Origin of the sequence: Enterobacter sp. 725m/11 (assembly GCF_011683705.1) — a bacterium.
Classification (GTDB): domain Bacteria; phylum Pseudomonadota; class Gammaproteobacteria; order Enterobacterales; family Enterobacteriaceae; genus Enterobacter; species Enterobacter bugandensis.
The window spans coordinates 163790-180806 of record NZ_JAAQOK010000001.1; the positions used below are offsets into that span (position 1 = coordinate 163790).

Below are 17017 nucleotides of genomic sequence, written 5' to 3' on the forward strand. Positions count from 1 at the left end.
CTAATGAGGATACAATGATGAATCACGTAGAACACTACCATGACTGGCTACGCGATGCCCATGCAATGGAAAAGCAAGCCGAATCTATGCTGGAGTCCATGGCCAGCCGTATTGATAATTATCCTGATGTTCGCGCCAGAATTGAGCAACATATTAATGAGACAAAACGGCAAATTACATTGCTGGAGGAAATCCTCGACCGTAATGATATTTCTCGTTCGGTCTTAAAAGACTCGATGAGCAAAATGGCGGCCCTGGGTCAATCCATCGGCGGTATGTTCCCGTCCGATGAGATCGTTAAGGGCTCGATCAGCGGCTATGTCTTCGAACAGTTTGAAATCGCCTGCTACACCTCCCTGCTCGCTGCGGCGAAAAAAGCGGGCGATACCGCCTCTGTGCCTGCCATTGAGACGATCCTCGCAGAAGAGCGCGAAATGGCCGACTGGCTGATTCGCCATATCCCGCAAACGACGGAACAGTTCCTGCTGCGTTCAGACGCAGACGGTGTCGAAGCGAAAAAATAATCCACAGGAGAGTGCCTATGTTTCGACACGTCAAACAGCTTCAATATACGGTTCGCGTCGCCGAACCCAACCCCGGTCTTGCTAACCTTTTACTGGAACAGTTTGGCGGGCCGCAGGGCGAACTGGCTGCCGCCTGCCGTTACTTCACTCAGGGCCTGAGCGATGACGATCCGGGCCGCAAGGATATGCTGATGGATATCGCCACCGAGGAGCTAAGCCACCTCGAAATCATCGGTACGCTGGTTGGTATGCTGAACAAAGGTGCCAAAGGCGCGCTGGCGGAAGGGGTGGAAAATGAGGCTGAACTGTATCGGTCCATGACCGAAAACGGTAACGACAGCCACATCACCTCCCTGCTCTACGGCGGCGGTACCCCGCTCACTAACTCCGCGGGCGTGCCCTGGACGGCAGCCTACGTCGATACCATCGGCGAGCCGACGGCGGATCTGCGCTCGAACGTGGCGGCAGAGGCCAGGGCGAAAATCATCTATGAACGGCTGATTAACGTCACTGACGATCCCGGAGTGAAGGATGCGCTGGCGTTTCTGATGACGCGTGAGGCGGCGCATCAGCTCTCCTTTGAGAAGGCGCTGCAGTCCATTCGTAATAATTTCCCGCCGGGAAAACTGCCGCCAATCGAGGAATTCACCAACAAGTACTACAATATGTCTGAAGGTGGAGAGGTTCGCGGAAGCTGGAACAGCGATAAGCACTTTGATTACGTTGAGTCCCCCAAGCCTGCGGTTGATGGCGGAGACGGTAGCGCCAGCGTGACGCTCACAGCTGAACAGGCAACCCTGGTTAAGGCGATGTCTGCCCGCACCAAGTCCGATCCCCATTCCGACCCGCTGACCGGTGCCGAGCTGGGTGCCGGAAAGAGTAAACCGTAATCGGTTTTGCCGGGCATCCTGACCTGCCCGGCAATTCTCGTGCCCCATCGCTTCAGAGGTACGGACCATGTTCGAACTTGATGCATTCCATCTCGCCAGAATTCAGTTCGCTTTTACCGTCTCGTTTCACATTCTTTTCCCGGCGATCACCATCGGTCTTGCCAGCTATCTGGTCGTGCTTGAAGGCATGTGGCTGCGCACCAAAAACGACGTCTGGCGCTCGCTGTACCACTTCTGGCTCAAGATATTTGCCGTTAACTTCGGGATGGGTGTCGTTTCCGGGCTGGTCATGGCGTATCAGTTCGGCACCAACTGGAGCGGGTTCTCCCAGTTCGCAGGCAGTATTACCGGTCCCCTGCTGACCTACGAGGTGTTAACCGCCTTCTTCCTGGAAGCTGGCTTTCTTGGCGTAATGATGTTCGGCTGGAACAAGGTCGGCCCTGGGCTGCACTTCTTTTCAACCTGCATGGTGGCGCTCGGCACGCTGATGTCGACCTTCTGGATCCTCGCCTCAAACAGCTGGATGCACACCCCGCAGGGTTTTACTATCGAGAACGGGCAGGTCATTCCGCAGGACTGGCTGGCGATTATCTTTAACCCCTCCTTCCCTTACCGCCTGATTCATATGGCCATCGCCGCATTTCTGAGCAGCGCGCTGTTTGTCGGCGCGTCGGGCGCATGGCACCTGCTGCGCGGTAACGATACCCCTGCCATACGCACCATGTTCTCCATGGCGATGTGGATGGCGCTGCTGGTTGCCCCCATTCAGGCCGTCGTAGGCGATATGCACGGCCTGAACACGCTTGAGCATCAGCCAGCCAAGATTGCCGCCATAGAGGGGCACTGGGAAAATCCGCCCGGCGAAGCCACGCCGTTGCTGCTGTTTGGCCTGCCCGATATGGACGAGGAGCGCACCAAATACGGTCTTGAAATCCCCGCGCTCGGCAGCCTGATCCTGACGCACAGCCTCGATAAGCAGGTCCCGGCGCTGAAGGACTTCCCGAAAGAGGATCGCCCAAACTCGACCATCGTCTTCTGGTCGTTTCGCATCATGGTCGGAATGGGCCTGCTGATGATTACCCTCGGTCTGGTCAGCCTCTGGCTCCGCTATCGCCACCGGCTCTACGACTCGCGTCCGTTCCAGTGGTTTGCCCTTTGCATGGGGCCCGCGGGTCTGGTGGCGCTGCTCGCCGGCTGGGTGACCACCGAAGTGGGCCGCCAGCCGTGGGTGGTTTACGGTTATCTGCGCACGATTGACGCGGTCTCCCTGCACAGCACCCTGCAGATGAGCATCAGCCTGCTGGCGTTCTTCGTTGTCTACTCGTCGGTGTTTGGCGTGGGCTATGTGTACCTCATCCGGCTGATTAAGAAAGGCCCGCAGCCCGTCGATACGCTGACGTCAAACACGTCGGGCACCCCCGCCCGTCCGCTGTCTGCCGCGGAGTCTGTTCCGGAACAGGAGAGAAACTGATGGGCGTCGATATCTCTGTTATCTGGTTTGCCATCATCGTCTTTGCCACGCTGATGTACATCATTATGGATGGCTTTGATTTGGGCATCGGCCTGCTGTTTAACTTCGTGGGCGATGCGAAAGAGCGCGATGTGATGGTCAACAGCGTAGCGCCCGTATGGGACGGCAACGAGACCTGGCTGGTGCTTGGCGGTGCGGGGCTGTTCGGCGCGTTCCCGCTGGCTTACGCGGTGATCATTGATGCGCTCACTATCCCCCTCACCGCGATGCTGATCGGCCTCATTTTTCGCGGCGTCGCCTTTGAGTTTCGTTTTAAAGCGACGCCTTCGCACCGCAAGTTCTGGGACTACTCCTTCGCCGGTGGCTCTCTGCTCGCCACCTTCAGCCAGGGGATCGTCGTGGGGGCGGTGATCAACGGCTTTGAGGTAGAGGGCAGACGCTTTGTGGGCTCGCCGCTTGACTGGCTGACGCCCTTTAACCTTTTCTGCGGTATCGGCCTGGTGGTCGCCTACACGCTTCTGGGCACCACCTGGCTTATCATGAAAAGTGAAGGCGCCCTGCAACGCCGCATGCGCGAGCTAACCCGCCACGTGCTGCTGGCCCTGATGGTGGTGATCGCGGTTGTCAGCGTCTGGACGCCGCTCGGCTGGCAGTACGTGGCCGACCGTTGGTTTACCCTGCCCAACTTCTTCTGGTTCCTGCCGGTTCCCCTGCTGGTAGGCCTGTTTAGCGTGTTGATCTGGCGGCTGACCCGCAACCCGGCCAGCCACTCGCGCCCCTTCCTGCTGACGCTGGGGCTGATCTTCCTCGGATTTAGCGGCCTGGGTATCAGCCTGTGGCCAAACATTATTCCGCCGCGCATCACCCTGTGGGAAGCCGCGGCGCCCCCCGCCAGCCAGCTGTTTATGCTGGTCGGGACCCTGCTGATAATTCCGGTGATTCTGGTGTACACCGCCTGGAGCTACTACGTCTTCCGGGGCAAGGTTTCGGATACTGAAGGCTATCACTGAGGAACGCTATGACGGACTGGCATACACGGGCCATTATCTACCAGATTGACACCGCGCTTTTTTACGATATGAACGGCGATGGCTGCGGGGACATCGCCGGGATCGCGGCCAAGCTGCGCTATATTCGCCGCATGGGGGCGACGGTTATCTGGATCACCCCGTTTTACCTCACGCCCTTTCTCGATGAGGGCTACGACGTCAGCGACCATCTGCAGGTGGATCCCCGCTTCGGAAAACTGGCCGATATCATCGCCTTTATCGAACAGGCCCGGGAGCTGGGCATGCAGGTTATTATTGAGCTGCTGATCCAGCACACCTCGGACGCCCATCCCTGGTTCCAGCAGGCCCGCCGCAGCCCCGCCTCGCCCTATCGCGATTACTATATCTGGTCGGATAACGACGACGACGATACGCCACCTATGTTCCCCGGCGTGGAAAAGAGCGTCTGGAGCTGGGACGACGAAGCGGGACAGTATTACCGGCACATGTTCTACCGCCACGAGCCGGACCTGAACCTGACCTCGCCCGCCGTGCTTAAGGAGATTGAGAATATTATCCTCTTCTGGCTCAAGCTGGGGGTAGCGGGATTTCGACTGGATGCCGCATCACACCTCACGAAGCAGGCGGGCAGCGGTGACGAGAAAAAGGGCCTGTGGATCCTGGAGCACATGCGCCGTCTTATCGAGCAGCGTAATCCGGACGCGATCCTGCTCGGCGAAGTGGACGTAGACGTTGAGGTTTATAAAGACTATTTCGGCAATAACGACCGCCTGCATCTGGTGCTCAACTTCTGGCTCAACAAGTATTTCTACGTCAGCCTGGCCAGAAAAAGCGCCCGCCCGCTGCGCAACGCGGTGAAGAAAATGATCGTCCCGCCAGATTCATGCTGTTTTGCCAACTGGCTGCGCAACCATGACGAGCTGGATCTGGAAGGGATTAGCCAGAAAGATAAACAGTTCGTGCTCGACACCTTCGCCCCTGACGAGGAGATGAACGTCTATCAGCGTGGGATCCGGCGACGTCTGGCTCCGATGTTGAATGGCGATCCAAAGCGGCTGGCGTTCTGCCACGCGGTGCTCTTTTCACTGCCGGGCGTCCCGGTGATGCGCTACGGGGATGAGATCGGCATGGGTGACGACCTTGAACTGGAGGAGCGCTACGCCGTCCGCACCCCAATGCAGTGGGCGGGTTCACAGGGCGGCGGGTTTTCGGCAGCCGATCCTGAAAAATTTATTGCGCCGATAATCGACCACGGGCCCTACCGCTATCAAAAAATCAACGTCGCCGATTCGCTGCTCCACCGCAACTCGCTCCTGCACCGGATTATTGATATTGCCAATACCCGCTCGGAGTTCCCCGAAATTGCCGTGGCGCCCTTTCGCCTCATCACCCTCGATCATGACGCGGTGCTGGGGATCTATTACGAGACCGACGAGCGCAGCATTCTGACCTTCGTTAACTTCAGCGACCAGCCGGTGCAATTCACCGCCAGAGGGATCCGCAACGCCACCTGGACCGCCTGCCTCGCGGACAAACGCTACGACGACGCGCTGGTTTGCGGCAAAACCGTCGAACTCAGTATTGGCGCCTACGGCTACCGCTGGTTCTGGACGCACCGCAGCGCGCTGCGCTGATTAGCGTTTCCGGCGGGTTATCAGACGCGTCAGCATAATCCCCGCCACCGCGAGGGCCCCCAGCGCCACCTTGCCCGGCATACCGGAGGTGACGGACGTAGCGCGGTTCTTCGCTTCGTCGGTAAAACGACCATGGATTTTGTGCAGGTCGTCAATCGGCTGGTCGAGATAGTCCCGCCGATCCGCTGCGTTCAGATCGTCGGTCATCTGGCCTTCCCAGGCTTTTTTTACCATCAGACGGTCAAGGTAGCCCGGAAAGAAGAATTGCCCGACGATGGACTGGATAGTGCTGCTGCCCACCCACAGCTCTCGCACCGGTTTCTGCGCAACCTTAAAGATGGCGCTGGCGGCCACTTCAGGCTCAAAGACCGGCGGCACCGGTCGCATCGCCCAGGCGAACTTATTCCTTGCCCATTCGAACTGCGGCGTATTGAGCCCCGGCATCTGCACCATGGAAAGCTGAACCCGGCTGTTCTCGTGCATCAGCTCCGTGCGCACCGCATCGGTGAATCCGCGGATCGCCGCTTTGGCCCCGCAGTAGGCCGACTGCAAAGGGATGGAACGGTAGGCCAGCGCGGACCCCACCTGAATGATCACCCCCCTGTCGCGGGGCACCATCAGCTCCAGCGCGGCGCGGGTGCCGTTAACAAATCCGAGATAGGTAACATCTGTCACACGACGAAACTCATCCGGCGTCAGGGTACGAAACGGCGCCAGCACGGCCCCCATCGCATTGTTGACCCAGACATCAATCGCCCCGAGGCGATACTCGATCTCGTTAGCCGCATCCACCACCGCCTGGCTGTCGGCGACGTCCGCCTGCACCGCGTGGGCATTAACGCCGAAGCGGCGAAGCTCTTCCTGGGTGGAGTGCAGGCTGGCTTCATCGCGGGCGATAAGCCCCACATCGTAACCTGCCTTTGCAAATTTCAGCGCCGTGGCTTTTCCCACGCCCGCCGTCCCGCCGGTAATCACTATGACCGCCATAGAACCTCCGCGTGAATTTAGCCGTTATTGCCGTCCGACAATGTTGTCACCAGTTCAGCGAGCGAAAATTGCACCGCTTTTTCCACCACATCCTGGCAGTCGCCGGAGAAAAGGACGGTGCGGGTTTTAGTCTCACCGCAGATATTCCAGGCAAAGCAGACCGTTCCCGCCGCCGTGCCGTCATCGCCCCCTTCCGGGCCCGCGTAGCCGCTGATGGCGATGCTGATATCCGCCTGGGCAATGTCGCGGATGCTGGCGGCCATCTCGGTCACCGTCTGTTCACTGACGGCGGTATAGCGCGCCAGCGTCTCCGGACGCACGCCGAGGATCCGCGATTTGGCTTCATCGCTGAACACAACCAGCCCGACGTCATAAAAATCGGCCGTGTTTTCCTCTGCACACAGCGCCACCGAGAGCTTTCCTCCCGTGCAGGATTCCGCGGTGGTTAAGCGCAGCCCGGCATCAGTTAATTTACTCGCCAGCTTTTTGGTGAGTTCACTCACGGTATAATGACTGTCGTGTAAAAGATTGCTCATCTTGCCGCCTCTTATTTTTCAACAGGAATGATTGAAATATGTCCATTGCGCTCAAGTATGGCATATTTAATTTCGCTAAGTTCTGTAATGCCATTATTTTGACGCGCTGACACCAGAATATCATCACAAGATACGTCGACTTTTTTTAGCTTATCCTCTAATGGAACGCCATTCTCAACCAGAATCACAGGGGTCCCATCAAGAATATTCTCCACCGGGGAAAAATATTTCTTCATCAGGCCAAATATAATGTCAACGACCACCAGCGTGGTAATGGTAATCATTGCGCCGGTAACGGAGAAATCCTGACCCAAAAGCGCCTGCTGCGTCGCCTCACTAATAATTAAGAGGAGGATGAGATCAAAGCTGGTCATCTGCAGCAGCGCCCGTCGCCCTGCCACTTTAAATACCACCACGAGAAACAGATAAATCGCCAGCGCGCGAAAGACCATGTCCATATCTGCCTCCTAGGGGTAAATAAATTGCCAGAGGTTAATCTCCGGCTCGTTGTTGACGCGGATGACGGTGTTCCATTTACCGGCTCTGGAAGGTGTCGTGAAGTATAAAACAGAGAAGTTGTCTGATTTTTGCAGGTCGTCAAAGACCAAATAGAGGATTTTGCCGTGGCTATACATTTTGTCTGGCTGCGGCCAGACGCTGCCGGGCTCGTACACGTCGCTGCTGTCGGTGGTCAGGCTGAGGGTATAGCTGCCCTCCTTCTTCACCGGGAAGGTGATCTGCATTCTTGACTCCGTCTCCCGCCGGCCGAAGCGTTCATAGTTTATGCTCAATGAGTTAGCGGAATTGGTTTTGGCCGTATCGCTCACCATCCCGCTGGAAAACAGACCAGCAACCGCTGCGATGATAATAGCCAGAAGGACCACAAAACCCACCTGGCGAAATGAATATTCAAACCTCAACAAGCGATAACTCTCATCTATCCCGGGTAACTTTTCATTTTCATGCTTCATAGTCGTTGTCACCGTTTCGCTTATTTCAAGATAGTTTTGATTTCCAAAGAAAATGTTTTTAAGACTTATCACATTTGCCACATAAAGGAATAGCAACAATACTTAATATGTCAAGACACTCAAAAATGAAGGATATCAGATGAAATTATCACTTATTTCCGCTTTTTTGATATTTCTGGTTCCAGCTGCATGGGCAGATAATAACGGCGGGTTACAAAAAGGTGAAGCACCGCCACCGCCCCACGCGCTGGACAGCGGATATCGTGGAACCGATGACGCGCGTATTATGACCATCGATCAGGCAAAACAATTGCACGATGGCGCGACAATTTCATTGCGCGGTAATCTTATTGACGGTAGCGGCGATAAGTTTGTATTCCAGGATAAAACCGGAAAAATCGACGTTATTATTCCCCAGGCAGTCTTCGACGGCAGAACGGTAAAACCCGATCAGATGATCAGTATCAACGGTTCGCTTGATAAAAAATCATCGCCTGCCGTCGTTCGTGTTGATCGTTTGCAGAAATAATTCAGCGAAGCGTTAACGCTGCAACTATCCATCAAATCTCACCCCTTGGCTTAAGGAGTCAGCTATGAGTGATACTACACAACGTACGAACGCTTACCCGAAACCCCCGTTCCCGGAACAGCCGCAAACGCCGCCGGGGCTGGCGTCTGAAATGCAGCCTGTACCCGACCACGGTGAAACAAGCTATAAAGGGCATGGCCGCCTTGCCGGCAAAAAAGCGCTGATCACCGGTGGTGACTCCGGGATTGGACGCGCAGTGGCTATCGCCTACGCCCGTGAAGGGGCAGACGTCGCCATCAACTATCTGCCTGAAGAAGAGAAAGATGCCGCCGAGGTTATCGACCTGATCAAAGCGGAAGGCCGCAACGCCATCGCGCTGCCAGGAGACGTCCGGGACGAGACCTTTTGCCAGAATCTGGTCGAAGAAGCCGTTTCTAAGCTGGGCGGGCTGGATATTCTGGTCAACAACGCAGGCCGTCAGCAGTTCCGGGAATCCCTTGAAGAGCTGACTACCGAAGATTTTGACGCGACGTTTAAAACCAACGTTTACGCCCCCTTCTGGATCACCAAGGCCGCCCTGCGCCACCTGAAAGCGTCGTCCGTGATCATTAACACCTCCTCCGTTCAGGCGGTGAAGCCCAGCCCCGTACTGCTGGACTATGCTCAGACGAAGGCCTGTCTGGCGGTGTTTACTAAATCCTTAGCCAAACAGCTGGGTCCGAAAGGCATTCGCGTCAACGCGGTCGCCCCCGGCCCGTACTGGACGGTACTCCAGTCCAGCGGCGGCCAGCCGATGGAGAAAGTGAAGGAGTTCGGGGGTGATACCCCGCTGGGTCGTCCGGGACAGCCCGTCGAGATTGCCCCGCTGTACGTCACGCTGGCCTCGGATGAGTGTTCCTTTACCTCCGGTCAGGTATGGTGTTCTGACGGCGGCGACGGCGTGATCTAAACCGGTTTGCAGCTTATCCCTCCGCAGTGAGCAATAAATGAACAAGGACGTTCATCACCCACCTCGCCTGAAAAACATGTTGTAACTCAAACAGATCAAATGTTAAAAATATTTTGCTATCAAGTTATCAAAATTAAACAACTTAACTTGTCACCCGCATCGCTCTGTTTTTAACATCGCCTATGGAAAAAAATGGTCTGTTCAGTCAGCGCATACGCTTGCGCCATTTGCATACATTTGTGGCCGTCGCTCAACAGGGAACGCTGGGGCGCGCGGCTGAAACTCTTAACCTGAGCCAGCCCGCGCTCTCGAAAACCCTTAACGAGCTGGAACAGCTGACCGGCGCCCGTCTATTTGACCGCGGTCGGCTGGGGGCACAGCTGACTCTGGTGGGCAAACAGTTCCTGACGCACGCCGTGAAGGTTCTTGATGCGCTCAACACCGCAGGCCAGTCCCTGCACCGAAAAGAAGAGCACACCAGCGAGGTGGTGCGCGTCGGCGCCCTGCCAACCGCGGCGCTGGGGATCCTGCCGCCCGTTATTGGACAGTTCCACAAGCAGCAGCGCAATACCACTATTCAGGTTGCCACCATGAATAACACCATGCTGCTCGCGGGGCTGAAATCGGGTGAGCTTGATCTCGGTATCGGTCGAATGTCCGACCCCGAGCTGATGGGCGGTCTCAATTATGAACTGCTGTTCCTGGAATCCCTGAAGCTGGTGGTTCGACCCGATCATCCCCTGCTGCAGGACACGGTGACGTTAAGTCGGGTGATGGAGTGGCCGGTGGTGGTTTGCCCGAAAGGGACCGTCCCGCGCCAGGCCGCCGAAACCTTGCTGCAGATGCAGGGGTGTACGCTACCCTCAGGGTGCATCGAAACGCTTTCGGCTTCTCTTTCGCGCCAGCTTACCCTGGATTATGACTACGTCTGGTTCGTCCCCTCCGGTGCGGTAAAAGATGATTTGCGTCAGGGCACGCTGACCGCCCTGCCGATCGCCTCCCCGGGTGCGGGTGAACCCATCGGTATTTTGACCCGGGTGGATACTCCCCTTTCCACGGGCGCACAAACGCTACTGAGCGCTATCCGTAAATCTATGCCTGTCTGATTCCCTTCACCCCTCACCCAGTTCCCTCTCCCACAGAGAGAGGGAACTGGGCTGTGCGTTAATCAAATAATGCGGAATGATTCATTAACAATTGCGTAAAACAAATTAACAGTTTTATCATAACGGCGGATTAACCATTTGGTTCGCTAATCGTTATATAAACAAGAATTCACTCGTTTTAATCATTGCTCTACCCGCATTTATTATCCAGATGGTACACACCCGACAATGCGGAGAGATTCAAAGGAGACAGAAATGGCATTTGGCAGCGCGCCGCGCGGGATACCTCGTATTTTGCAGTGGCTCCTTGCCGGACTGATGTTGCTCATCGGTCTGGCGGTCGGCGGGTTGGGCTTCAAGCTCGCCGCCGTAGGCGGAAGTTTTTACTTCGTGATAATGGGCGTGGTGATGGTCATTGCCGCGCTCCTGATTTTCCTCAATCGCAGCAGCGGGATCGTGCTTTACGGCATCGCGTTTATTGCCTCGCTGTTCTGGGCGGTAAGCGATGCGGGCTGGGATTTCTGGCCGCTCTTCTCGCGCCTGTTCACCTTTGCCGTACTGGCCTTCCTCTGCGCCATCGTCTGGCCTTTCCTGCGCGCGGACAACCGCGGCGCAGCGAATAAAGCCCCGGCTTATGGCGTTGCGGCGGTTCTCGCACTGGCGATGCTGGTCAGCCTCGGCTGGATGTTTAAGCCGCAAACCCTCGTGGCGGCGAACGAGCCCGTTCAGGTGAAACCCGTTGCTCCCGGCGAACAGCAGAAAAACTGGGAACACTGGGGCAACACCACCCACGGCGACCGCTTCGCCGCGCTGGACCAGATTAACAAGCAAAACATCAGCGATCTGAAAGTCGCCTGGGTGGCGCACACCGGGGATATTCCGCAGAGCAACGGCTCCGGTGCGGAAGATCAGAACACGCCATTGCAGATTGGCGACACGCTCTATGTCTGCACGCCGTACAGTAAAGTGCTGGCGCTGGACGTGGATTCCGGGAAAGAAAAATGGCGTTATGATTCGAAAGCCACCGCCCCGAACTGGCAGCGTTGCCGTGGTCTGGGCTACTTTGAAGATCATGCAAACGTGACAGCGTCACAGACCGGGACATCGCCAGCGGCATGCCCTCGCCGCCTGTTCCTGCCTACCACCGATGCCCGTCTGATTGCCATCAACGCGGATAATGGCAAGCTCTGCGACGACTTTGGCGACCATGGCACCGTTGACCTGAGCATCGGCATGGGCGAGATCAAGCCAGGATATTATCAGCAGACCTCCACGCCGCTGGTTGCCGGGAACGTCGTTGTTGTCGGCGGTCGCGTCGCGGATAACTTCTCCACCGGCGAACCTCCGGGCGTGGTGCGCGCCTACGACGTTCACACCGGTAAGCTCGCCTGGGCGTGGGATCCGGGTAATCCGAACCTGACCGGCCTGCCGCCGGAAGGTCAAACCTACACGCGCGGCACGCCGAACGTCTGGTCTGCGATGTCTTACGACGCTAAGCTGAACCTGATCTACCTGCCAACCGGCAACGCCACGCCAGACTTCTGGGCAGGCGAGCGTACCGCGCTGGACGATAAGTACAGTTCCTCCATCGTCGCCGTCGACGCCTCCACCGGACAGGTACGCTGGCATTTCCAGACCACCCACCACGACCTGTGGGACTTCGACCTGCCTTCCCAGCCGCTGCTGTACGACCTGCCGGACGGCAAAGGCGGCACCACGCCTGTACTGGTCCAGACCAGCAAGCAGGGCATGATCTTTATGCTCAACCGTGAAACCGGCAAGCCGGTGGCGAAGGTGGAGGAACGTCCAGTTCCGGCGGGTAACGTTGAAGGTGAACGGTACTCTCCGACCCAGCCGTACTCCGTGGGCATGCCGATGATTGGCAACCAGACGTTAACCGAGTCCGACATGTGGGGGGCGACGCCTGTCGACCTGCTTCTGTGCCGCATTCAGTTTAAAGAGATGCGTCATCAGGGCGTCTTCACCCCGCCGGGTCTCGACCGTTCCCTGCAGTTCCCCGGTTCGCTCGGCGGGATGAACTGGGGCAGCGTCTCCGTTGACCCGAACAACAGTCTGATGTTCGTCAACGATATGCGTCTGGGGCTGGCAAACTACATGGTGCCGCGCGCGAACGTGGCGAAAAACGCCAGCGGCATTGAGATGGGGATTGTCCCGATGGACGGCACGCCGTTCGGCGCAATGCGCGAGCGCTTCCTGTCGCCGCTGGGCATTCCGTGCCAGAAGCCGCCGTTCGGAACCATGTCGGCCGTTGACCTGAAAACCGGCAAGCTGGTGTGGCAGGTACCGGTTGGTACCGTAGAAGATACCGGCCCGCTGGGCATTCGCATGCACATGCCAATCCCAATCGGGATGCCAACGCTGGGCGCGTCGCTGTCAACCCAGTCCGGCCTGCTGTTCTTCGCCGGCACCCAGGATTTCTACCTGCGCGCGTTTGATACCGCCACCGGGAAAGAGATCTGGAAGGACCGCCTGCCGGTCGGCAGCCAGTCCGGCCCGATGACCTACGTCTCGCCGAAAACCGGTAAGCAGTACATCGTCATTAACGCCGGGGGCGCTCGCCAGTCGCCGGATCGCGGTGATTACGTTATCGCGTACGCGTTACCCGATAAGCAGTAACGGATGAAAAAAGGGACCGAAAGGTCCCTTTTTTGTCGGCCGGGTAAGCCAAGCGCCACCCGACACGGCCGGCGACTCAGAACGTTTCCCAGTTATCACCGTTATGCGCTACCGCCGGACGTAATGCAGCAGGTTTTACTGCCGCAGAGTTCTGCTGTTGAGTACGCCCCTGAGCCTTGCCGCTCAGACGAAACGCCCCGACCGCCTCTGTCAGACGCGCGCCCTGTTCTTCCAGCGACGCGGCCGCCGCGGAGGCCTCTTCCACCAGCGAGGCGTTCTGCTGGGTCACTTTATCCATCTCCGAAATAGCCTGGCTGACCTGCACGATACCGCGGCTCTGCTCGTCAGACGCGGCGGCAATCTCCAGCATGATGTCGGTGACGCGCTTCACCGCCTCGACGATCTCATTCATGGTATTGCCAGCGGCAACGACCTCACCGGAACCCTGGTCTATCAGCGAGACCGATTCGTTGATCAGGCTTTCGATCTCTTTTGCGGCGTTGGCGCTGCGGCTTGCCAGGGTACGAACTTCGCTGGCCACCACGGCGAACCCGCGTCCCTGCTCGCCCGCCCGCGCCGCTTCTACCGCCGCGTTAAGCGCCAGGATATTGGTCTGGAAGGCGATGCTGTTGATCACCGCGGTAATCTCAGAGATTTTCTTCGAACTGCTTGAGATATTGCCCATAGTTTTCACCACACCGGAGACCATCTGGCCGCCGCGGCTGGCTTTCCCGGAGGCATCTTCCGCCAGCTTGCTGGCATGATGGGCGTTATCGGCGTTCTGCTTCACCGTCGCGGTCAGCTGCTCCATGCTGGCGGCAGTCTGCTCAATCGCCGCGGCCTGCTGCTCGGTGCGTGATGAGAGATCGGTGTTACCGGCAGAGATCTCGCTGGTACCCCGGTAAATCTCCTCCGCCCCCTGACGGACGGTGCCGACCGTTGTTTCAAGGGAGTGCTGCATGGTTTGCAGATCGCGCGTCAGGCGGCCAATTTCGCTGCGTCCGGCCACGTCGTCCGGCATCGTCAGGTCGCCTTTGGCGATATTCTCGATACGTTTCGCTGCACGCTGCAGCGGATTAATGACCGTGCGGCGGAGCACGACGAAGGTCATCGCGGTCAGCACCAGCGCCAGCGCAAACGCGCCCACCATAAACATCAGACCCAGCTGCGTGCGGCTGTGCGCCTGCGCCGTCAGCGCATTGGCGCGGTCGGTGCGGATCTTAATCGCCTTCAGCAGAACGGCGTTGTAAGCATCGTCCAGCGGGCGCGCGGTCTCATTTTCGTGGTTGATGATCGCCTCGAACATGCCGTTTTTGGCAAATTTGACCATCGGCTGGAGGCCCGCGATATAGGCGTCGTAGCGTGCCTTCAGGTCTGCATCCAGCGCTTCGTCCGCAGCGCTGCGCACGGAACGATGCATATAGGCGGTAAAGCTATCCTGGGATTGCTTAATGCGCGTTTCCGCCTCACGGATGTTCTGCTTCATGGCCTCCATCTCCGCGATACGGCTTGCCGCGCCGGCGTGGATCATATTGATACGCGCGGTGCGCAGATGGTTTGAGCTGTTCGACAGCCCCATACGCACCTGAATTTCGGACGTAACGTCCTGCTGATCGTTGTCGGCCTGTAGCAGGAAATACCCCGCCAGACCCGAACTCAAGGCAAACAGCAGAATAATGCCACCGAGAATGGAGGAAAACAGCGGAACCAGCCTGATGTGATGCAGGAAGCTCAGCTTGCGCTGCGCCTGCATCGAAGAAGTGTTGTCCATGACCGTCGACTCTCTTATAGGTAAGATGCGCAAAAACACGCCTGTTAGATAGTCATCGGCACGGCAGAGATTTAGATTACGGCTAAAAACGCCGCACTGGTCACACTTTAGAGAAGATTATTAAAGAAATGCCAGCGGCTAAAAACCGCTGGCAGAAGAGTTACTTGTCGCCGAAATGAATGACGGTACGGATGGATTTTCCTTCGTGCATCAGATCGAACGCCTCGTTGATCTGCTCCAGCGGCAAACGGTGGGTAATGAACGGGTCGAGCTGAATTTTACCGACCATCGCGTCTTCCACCATGCCGGGAAGCTGGGTACGCCCCTTCACGCCGCCAAACGCGGAGCCGCGCCAGACGCGTCCGGTCACCAGCTGGAATGGACGGGTTTTGATCTCCTGACCTGCCCCGGCCACGCCGATGATGATGCTCTCACCCCAGCCCTTGTGGCAGCATTCCAGCGCAGAACGCATTACGTTGACGTTGCCGATACACTCGAAGCTGAAGTCCACGCCGCCGTCGGTCATCTCAACGATGACGTCCTGAATCGGTTTCTCGTGATCTTTCGGGTTCACGAAATCGGTCGCGCCCATTTCACCCGCCAGCTTGAATTTTTCCGGGTTGGTATCGACCGCGATGATACGCCCGGCCTTCGCCTGCACCGCACCCTGAATCACTGCCAGACCAATGCCGCCGAGACCAAACACCGCCACGGTGTCGCCCTCTTTGACTTTTGCCGTGTTATGCACCGCGCCAATGCCGGTGGTTACGCCGCAGCCCAGCAGGCAGACTTTATCCAGCGGCGCCTGCGGGTTGACCTTCGCCAGCGAGATCTCCGCGCAAACGGTGTATTCACTGAAGGTGCTGGTACCCATGTAGTGATAGATTGGCTTACCGTTGTAGGAGAAACGGGTGGTGCCGTCCGGCATCAGCCCTTTCCCCTGAGTGGCGCGCACGGCCTGGCAGAGGTTAGTTTTACCGGATTTACAGAACTTACACTCGCCGCATTCCGCCGTGTACAACGGGATAACGTGATCGCCTGGCTTCAGGCTGGTCACGCCCTCGCCCACTTCCACCACAATCCCGCCGCCTTCATGACCCAGCACCGCCGGGAAGACGCCTTCCGGATCGTCACCGGAGAGGGTAAACGCATCGGTATGGCACACGCCGGTATGGGTGATTTTGATCAGCACTTCGCCTTTTTTCGGCGGTGCGACGTCGATGTCGACGATTTTCAGCGGCTGGCCGGGGCCAAATGCAACAGCTGCGCGAGATTTCATCATGTCTTCCCTTTTTGTCAGGTGTGTGGATTTATTTTAGATAAGAGCGCAGCAAATGGCCGACTTCCGCCATGCGTACGGCTCGCTGATCCGGCGTTGTGTCTCCCGTCACCAGCTCGTCTTTGAGATGTATTTCAACCATTTCGCCCATCAGGCCATTGGCAGCGCCGCGCACGGCGGCAATTTGCTGCAGGATGGCCAGACAGGGGTCGCCCGACTCCAGCGCGCGTTCAAGGGCATCAACCTGGCCCCGAATGCGGCGGACGCGCGTCAGAATACGTTTTTTATCTTCGGGTGAGTGCGGCATATGCCCTCCTGATACTATAGGGGGGTATAGTAACATTTTTATTCTTAATCTGTAAACATTATGTTTACAAGGGTGATAAACATGTTCAACAGGCTGTGTTGGACATAAAGCGACGTTAACTCCCCATACGGTCCCCCCCGCCAGGTAATGACACATCTAAGAATTGCATGATATAATCAGAATTATTCATTTTAAGGCCCCAGCATGAACGTGCTCTTTAAAACTACGTCTCTCATCTCAAATAACTATCGCAAAAAATTCACGTCATCATTACTCGATTTCTTTTTCATTATTGTTTTTTTCACATTAGCTATCGCTGAAATTAAAAACCCCGCACCATTACCAAATTATTTATATTCTTTAATACATTATCTATGGCCTGTCTCTTATACACATCTGACGCTGCCGACGACGGA

At 57.1% G+C, this 17017-nt stretch carries 16 protein-coding genes; 9 read left to right on the forward strand and 7 right to left on the reverse strand.

The features are described from left to right. Window positions 1-17 precede the first annotated feature (17 nt). From HBA26_RS00795 to HBA26_RS00815, 5 genes are all read left to right on the forward strand, one after another. A complete protein-coding gene (locus tag HBA26_RS00795) occupies window positions 18-524 on the forward strand; it encodes a ferritin-like domain-containing protein (protein ID WP_028013107.1) in 507 nt (168 codons plus the stop codon). 17 nt (window positions 525-541) lie between these two features. Further along, on the forward strand, window positions 542-1414 hold the full coding sequence (locus HBA26_RS00800) for a manganese catalase family protein (RefSeq protein ID WP_063438035.1): 873 nt from the start codon (window positions 542-544) through the stop codon (window positions 1412-1414). 67 nt (window positions 1415-1481) lie between these two features. Then, on the forward strand, window positions 1482-2885 hold the full coding sequence (locus HBA26_RS00805; RefSeq protein ID WP_126345569.1) for a cytochrome ubiquinol oxidase subunit I: 1404 nt from the start codon (window positions 1482-1484) through the stop codon (window positions 2883-2885). Continuing rightward, the gene (cydB, locus tag HBA26_RS00810; RefSeq protein WP_028013104.1) at window positions 2885-3895 is read left to right on the forward strand and encodes a cytochrome d ubiquinol oxidase subunit II; all 1011 of its coding nucleotides are present in this window, start codon (window positions 2885-2887) and stop codon (window positions 3893-3895) included. Before HBA26_RS00805 ends, cydB begins: the two co-directional genes overlap by 1 nt. 8 nt (window positions 3896-3903) lie before the next feature. Next, on the forward strand, window positions 3904-5529 hold the full coding sequence (locus HBA26_RS00815) for an alpha-amylase family protein (RefSeq protein ID WP_126345570.1): 1626 nt from the start codon (window positions 3904-3906) through the stop codon (window positions 5527-5529). Here HBA26_RS00815 and HBA26_RS00820 read toward each other — a convergent pair whose 3' ends face one another. From HBA26_RS00820 to HBA26_RS00835, 4 genes are read right to left on the reverse strand one after another with little or no spacing between them, the layout of a single operon-like run. Further along, window positions 5530-6516 carry an SDR family oxidoreductase gene (locus tag HBA26_RS00820; RefSeq protein ID WP_028013102.1) on the reverse strand — a complete coding sequence of 329 codons (987 nt, stop codon included), beginning with the start codon at window positions 6514-6516 and terminating at the stop codon, window positions 5530-5532. A 17-nt stretch (window positions 6517-6533) separates the two neighbouring features. Further along, the gene (locus HBA26_RS00825) at window positions 6534-7052 is read right to left on the reverse strand and encodes a 2-oxo-tetronate isomerase (protein WP_063154030.1); all 519 of its coding nucleotides are present in this window, start codon (window positions 7050-7052) and stop codon (window positions 6534-6536) included. A gap of 11 nt (window positions 7053-7063) precedes the next feature. Beyond that, window positions 7064-7510 carry a YetF domain-containing protein gene (locus tag HBA26_RS00830; RefSeq protein WP_166720729.1) on the reverse strand — a complete coding sequence of 149 codons (447 nt, stop codon included), beginning with the start codon at window positions 7508-7510 and terminating at the stop codon, window positions 7064-7066. A gap of 9 nt (window positions 7511-7519) precedes the next feature. Continuing rightward, window positions 7520-8023: a hypothetical protein gene (locus tag HBA26_RS00835; RefSeq protein WP_126345571.1), complete on the reverse strand. Its 504-nt coding sequence runs from the start codon at window positions 8021-8023 to the stop codon at window positions 7520-7522. 139 nt (window positions 8024-8162) lie between these two features. Between HBA26_RS00835 and HBA26_RS00840 the strand changes: the two genes are divergently transcribed. The 4 genes from HBA26_RS00840 to HBA26_RS00855 all read left to right on the forward strand — a co-directional run bounded on the left by HBA26_RS00840 (window position 8163) and on the right by HBA26_RS00855 (window position 13244). Next, complete coding sequence (locus HBA26_RS00840) at window positions 8163-8552, forward strand: YdeI family stress tolerance OB fold protein (RefSeq protein ID WP_008502282.1); 390 nt, start codon at window positions 8163-8165, stop codon at window positions 8550-8552. A gap of 64 nt (window positions 8553-8616) precedes the next feature. After that, window positions 8617-9501: an SDR family oxidoreductase gene (locus HBA26_RS00845; RefSeq protein WP_047368520.1), complete on the forward strand. Its 885-nt coding sequence runs from the start codon at window positions 8617-8619 to the stop codon at window positions 9499-9501. A 182-nt stretch (window positions 9502-9683) separates the two neighbouring features. After that, entirely contained in the window at window positions 9684-10607 is a 924-nt protein-coding gene (locus HBA26_RS00850; RefSeq protein WP_126345572.1) for a LysR substrate-binding domain-containing protein, read from the forward strand. A 255-nt stretch (window positions 10608-10862) separates the two neighbouring features. Then, the gene (locus HBA26_RS00855) at window positions 10863-13244 is read left to right on the forward strand and encodes a glucose/quinate/shikimate family membrane-bound PQQ-dependent dehydrogenase (protein WP_166720731.1); all 2382 of its coding nucleotides are present in this window, start codon (window positions 10863-10865) and stop codon (window positions 13242-13244) included. Between the two features lie 76 nt (window positions 13245-13320). Here the strand turns inward: HBA26_RS00855 and HBA26_RS00860 are convergent, their stop codons facing one another. The 3 genes from HBA26_RS00860 to HBA26_RS00870 all read right to left on the reverse strand — a co-directional run bounded on the left by HBA26_RS00860 (window position 13321) and on the right by HBA26_RS00870 (window position 16601). Beyond that, window positions 13321-15015, reverse strand: coding sequence for a methyl-accepting chemotaxis protein (locus HBA26_RS00860; RefSeq protein ID WP_041910068.1), 1695 nt, complete (start codon window positions 15013-15015; stop codon window positions 13321-13323). Window positions 15016-15175: 160 nt separating this feature from the next. Next, a complete protein-coding gene (locus HBA26_RS00865) occupies window positions 15176-16294 on the reverse strand; it encodes an S-(hydroxymethyl)glutathione dehydrogenase/class III alcohol dehydrogenase (RefSeq protein WP_126345581.1) in 1119 nt (372 codons plus the stop codon). A 31-nt stretch (window positions 16295-16325) separates the two neighbouring features. Beyond that, entirely contained in the window at window positions 16326-16601 is a 276-nt protein-coding gene (locus tag HBA26_RS00870; RefSeq protein WP_028013093.1) for a metal/formaldehyde-sensitive transcriptional repressor, read from the reverse strand. Window positions 16602-17017 lie beyond the last annotated feature (416 nt).

Bases quoted from the DNA above. Each gene is read 5' to 3' on its own strand.
- HBA26_RS00835 (WP_126345571.1), bottom strand. From the start codon at position 8,023: ATGAAGCATGAAAATGAAAAGTTACCCGGGATAGATGAGAGTTATCGC.
- HBA26_RS00795 (WP_028013107.1), top strand. From the start codon at position 18: ATGAATCACGTAGAACACTACCATGACTGGCTACGCGATGCCCATGCA.
- HBA26_RS00840 (WP_008502282.1), top strand. From the start codon at position 8,163: ATGAAATTATCACTTATTTCCGCTTTTTTGATATTTCTGGTTCCAGCT.
- HBA26_RS00850 (WP_126345572.1), top strand. From the start codon at position 9,684: ATGGAAAAAAATGGTCTGTTCAGTCAGCGCATACGCTTGCGCCATTTG.
- HBA26_RS00820 (WP_028013102.1), bottom strand. From the start codon at position 6,516: ATGGCGGTCATAGTGATTACCGGCGGGACGGCGGGCGTGGGAAAAGCC.
- HBA26_RS00870 (WP_028013093.1), bottom strand. From the start codon at position 16,601: ATGCCGCACTCACCCGAAGATAAAAAACGTATTCTGACGCGCGTCCGC.
- HBA26_RS00830 (WP_166720729.1), bottom strand. From the start codon at position 7,510: ATGGACATGGTCTTTCGCGCGCTGGCGATTTATCTGTTTCTCGTGGTG.
- HBA26_RS00855 (WP_166720731.1), top strand. From the start codon at position 10,863: ATGGCATTTGGCAGCGCGCCGCGCGGGATACCTCGTATTTTGCAGTGG.
- cydB (WP_028013104.1), top strand. From the start codon at position 2,885: ATGGGCGTCGATATCTCTGTTATCTGGTTTGCCATCATCGTCTTTGCC.
- HBA26_RS00805 (WP_126345569.1), top strand. From the start codon at position 1,482: ATGTTCGAACTTGATGCATTCCATCTCGCCAGAATTCAGTTCGCTTTT.
- HBA26_RS00800 (WP_063438035.1), top strand. From the start codon at position 542: ATGTTTCGACACGTCAAACAGCTTCAATATACGGTTCGCGTCGCCGAA.
- HBA26_RS00825 (WP_063154030.1), bottom strand. From the start codon at position 7,052: ATGAGCAATCTTTTACACGACAGTCATTATACCGTGAGTGAACTCACC.
- HBA26_RS00860 (WP_041910068.1), bottom strand. From the start codon at position 15,015: ATGGACAACACTTCTTCGATGCAGGCGCAGCGCAAGCTGAGCTTCCTG.
- HBA26_RS00845 (WP_047368520.1), top strand. From the start codon at position 8,617: ATGAGTGATACTACACAACGTACGAACGCTTACCCGAAACCCCCGTTC.
- HBA26_RS00815 (WP_126345570.1), top strand. From the start codon at position 3,904: ATGACGGACTGGCATACACGGGCCATTATCTACCAGATTGACACCGCG.
- HBA26_RS00865 (WP_126345581.1), bottom strand. From the start codon at position 16,294: ATGAAATCTCGCGCAGCTGTTGCATTTGGCCCCGGCCAGCCGCTGAAA.